This is a genomic window from Frankia gtarii (genome assembly GCF_025403375.1).
In the GTDB taxonomy this organism is placed as follows: Bacteria; Actinomycetota; Actinomycetes; order Frankiales; family Frankiaceae; genus Frankia; species Frankia gtarii.
In genome coordinates, this window is the sequence record NZ_JAMPTM010000431.1 from 1 (window position 1) to 3,620 (window position 3,620).

At 73.2% G+C, this 3,620-nt stretch carries 3 protein-coding genes; 2 read left to right on the top strand and 1 reads right to left on the bottom strand.

Features of this window, described 5'->3' with window-relative positions:
• Nucleotides 1-122: 122 nt before the first annotated feature.
• Nucleotides 123-1,091: a helix-turn-helix transcriptional regulator gene (locus NBZ83_RS30900; protein ID WP_308203844.1), complete on the top strand. Its 969-nt coding sequence runs from the start codon at nt 123-125 to the stop codon at nt 1,089-1,091.
• 121 nt (nt 1,092-1,212) lie between these two features.
• Here NBZ83_RS30900 and NBZ83_RS30905 read toward each other — a convergent pair whose 3' ends face one another.
• Entirely contained in the window at nt 1,213-2,406 is a 1,194-nt protein-coding gene (locus NBZ83_RS30905; RefSeq protein WP_261576388.1) for an RNA-guided endonuclease InsQ/TnpB family protein, read from the bottom strand.
• Nucleotides 2,407-3,012: 606 nt separating this feature from the next.
• On the opposite strand from NBZ83_RS30905, the gene NBZ83_RS30910 reads away from it, so the two are divergent.
• Nucleotides 3,013-3,620: ATP-binding protein (locus NBZ83_RS30910; protein ID WP_261576389.1), on the top strand; the 608-nt coding region annotated here is incomplete at its 3' end.

Consider the following 3,620-nt stretch of genomic DNA (forward strand, 5'->3'; position numbering starts at 1 on the left):
GCCCTCGCCCGCCCCCGGACCGACCGCCCGGTTCGCCGACCCTGCCAGCGCCCGGATGGCGGCATGGCATCCTGACGCCGGGCGGTGGGCGCCGGACGGTGCGGGAGTGGAGCGGCGAGGCGATGGCGGACACGAGCGCCCGGATGTTGCGGCTGCTGTCCCTGCTGCAGACGCACCGATACTGGCCGGGCGGTGAGCTCGCCGAGCGGCTCGAGGTCAGCCCGCGCACGCTGCGCCGCGACGTCGACCGGCTGCGCGAGCTCGGCTACCCGGTCCAGGCCACCCGCGGGGTGGCCGGCGGCTACCAGTTGCGAGCCGGCACGGCCATGCCGCCGCTGCTGCTCGACGACGCCGAGGCCGTCGCCGTCGCGGTGGGGTTGCGCACCGCGGCCGCGGGGGCGGTGGCGGGCGTCGGCGAGACCTCGGTGCGGGCCCTGGCCAAAGTCGTCCAGCTCCTGCCGTCGCGGCTGCGCCAGCAGGTCGACGCCCTCGCCGCGTACACCGTCCCCGCACCGTGGGACGGCCCGACGCTCGACCCCGGGCTGCTCACCGCGATCGCGCTGGCCTGCCGGGCCGAGGAGGAGCTGCGGTTCGACTACACGGCCTGGGCCGGGGCGCGCAGCCGGCGCCGCGTCGAACCGCATCGGCTCGTCGCTCTCGGCGGACGCTGGTACCTGCTCGCCTTCGACACCGAACGGGACGACTGGCGCACCTTCCGGGTGGACCGGCTCGCCGAGCCCAGCACCACCGGCCGCCGCTTCCGACCGCGCCAGCCGCCCGGCGGGGACGCGGCGCAGTACGTCCAGCGCGCCGTTTCCGGCGCGGGGGACCGTCATCGGGTGCTGGTGGTCGTCGCCGCGCCGGCCGCCGAGGTCGCCGGGGTGGTGGGCAGGTGGGGCACCGTGGAGGAGGTCGACGACCATGCGTGCCGGCTGCGGATGGAGGTCGAGTCGCTCGACTGGCCCGCGATGGTGCTCGGCACCGTCGGCGCGCCATTCACGATCATCGAGCCGGCCGAGCTGACCGACCGGGTCCGGGCGATGGGCGAGCTGTTCCTCGGGTCGGCCCCGCCGACGACTCCGGCCGAGTAGGACCGGCAGGACGCGGATGCCCCGCACCGGCGGTCCGGCATGGAGGGCCGGCATGGGGGCCCGACAGTGCAGGGTCCGGCATTGACATCCTCCTCCGCGTGAACGCGGGGGATTCCAACATCTACCCATCCACCGGGAGAGGGGGTGCGCGATGTTGGGGTTCGCGGTTCGCAGGCCGCCTGTTGGCGTCGCCTCCCCGCGCAGTCACCCACGTGGTTGCCCACTGATGCCCCAGGGCGATGTTGCGTGCCGCGTTCACGTCCGCGTTCCCCTGCTGCCCACAGCCCCGGCAGCGGAAGACGGCTTGGCTTTCGCGCGCCTCCCCGTCTCGGGTCCCACAGCTGTTACAGGTCTGCGACGTGTACGCGGGGTTGATCCTCTCGACCCGGCCGGGAGCCTTCTGTTCCAGCCGGGCGACGAGCAGCCCCCAGCCGTGGGCGAGAATGCTCCGGTTCAGCCCGGCTTTCTGCCGCACGTTGCGCCCCGGCTCGGCGACGGTACCCTTCGCCGAACGGGTCATCGCCCCGACCGGCAACGCCTCCACGCGGATCAGGTCGTACCGGCGGGCCAGCGCGGTACTGGTCTTCTCCACCCAGTCCTTACGCCGGTCAACTTCCCGGGCTTTCACTCGGGCGATCTGCCCGACCAGCCGGGCCCGCCGCTGCGACCCCCGCCTGGCTCGGGCGAGGCGGCGTTGCAGCCGGACCAGCCGGGTCTTTTCGCCGGGGCGCAGCCCGGGGCAGTGCAGCAACTCCCCGGTGCTCAACGCCGCCGACACCGCCACACCCCGGTCCACCCCGACAATCCCACCGGTGCCCGGGGCGCCAATCGGGTCGGGGACAGCGGCGAACGCGACATGCCAGCGACCCGCACGATCCCGCGTCACCCGGTAGGACCTGGCATCCGGAACGGTGCGGCTACGGCGGAACCTGACCCAGCCCACTTTGGGGATCCGCACCTGCGACCAGCGCCGGTTGACCTGCCGCACATCACCCGGCTTGACCGCGACGATCCGGAACCCCTCACCCCGCCCGCGTCGACGCCATCTCGGCCGCCGATGCGACCCGCCGAAAAAGTTCGCCCTCGCGGTGGCGAAGTCCCGCAACGCCTGCTGCTGCACGATCACACTGCCCGCCGCCAGCCAGTCGCAGGCGCCCCGCGCCGCGGTCAACTGCCGATTCCACTCGGCGTAGCCGGGGGCGGGGCCACGCCGCGGGTTCCACCACGACTGCTGCTCCACACACAGGTTCCACACGAACCGCGCCTGCCCACAATGCACAAGAAGAACCTCTTCCTGCGCCACGCCGGGATACAACCGGAACCTCTACACAAACCGATCCTAACCCACCAGGACCGCGCAGAAGAAGGTTCTGAGATTCCCGAACAACCCGCGATCCCAGATCGCCGAAACCATCGAAGAAGACGACTATTCCCCGGACAGGGAAATCATCCACCTGTTACGTGCTGCGTTCGCGCGGCGGTTCACCTGACGGCGAATCGCCTACCCCTGCCCCGCTCCGCGGGGAGCCGGATTCCTCCCCGGCCTGACGGCCAGGGCATCCTCCGGAATTCTCGGTGAGAGGTCCGACAGCCCACGACCCGGGCGCGATGACAGCGCGGCGGTGCCCGGTCACCGTGACGATGCCGACCGCGCCGGCCGATGCCGGCGCGTCACGCATCACGACCAGGTCCGGCCCCCTCGGGGCGAGGGTCGGCGCCGGGTCACCGGCAACCGGTTCGGGCGGCATTACCCGGGCTCGACCGACATCTCTGGCATGCTGGACTTCGCCGAAAGGCGCAGTGAACGACAGGCCGTGAACGACAGGCACGGGGCTGGGCCGCGTCTCGTCGGGCCATCCGGGTTGGCCGGTATCTAGGAGTTGGCCGCCATCAGGAGTGGTCGGTCGGACGGGAGGCCGGCATGGCGGGCAGGCACGGCGAGGTGGGCGACGCCATCCCCGCCGGGCACGGTGGGCATGGGCACGCCGAGCACGGTGGGCACGGTGGGCACGGGAACCGGCGCGGCGGCGGCGAGCCGGTGGGGGATTCCGGGGGTGGCCCGGCGGGCCCGGACCCGGACCTGGATGGCGTGGAGGTCGACGCCGATGGCGATCGTGCCACGCTGCGTCTCGACGGGCGCTCCGGCGGGGTCCACCGGGCACGCAGGCTGGCGGTCCGGATGCTCGCGGGCTCCCGGTGGGAGCCGGTCGTCGACGATGTCCGCCTCGTCCTGAGCGAACTGACGACGAACGCGCTGCTGCACGGGGCCGCCCCGGTCGAGGTGCGGATCCATACCGGCGGGGCGGCGTTGCGGGTGGAGGTCAGCGACGCCAGCCAGACGATGCCGCTTCGCCCCCCGGCCGGCGGGGACGGGCTGACCGGGCGGGGCATGGCTCTGGTCGCGGCCTCGGCCACCCGCTGGGGAGTCCAGCCGATGACCGCAGGCAAGATCGTGTGGGCGGAGTTCGCCGGGGATGGCGACGGCGCCGACGAGGCCGTCGGTGCGGGCCGGCCGGTCGCCGCAGCCAC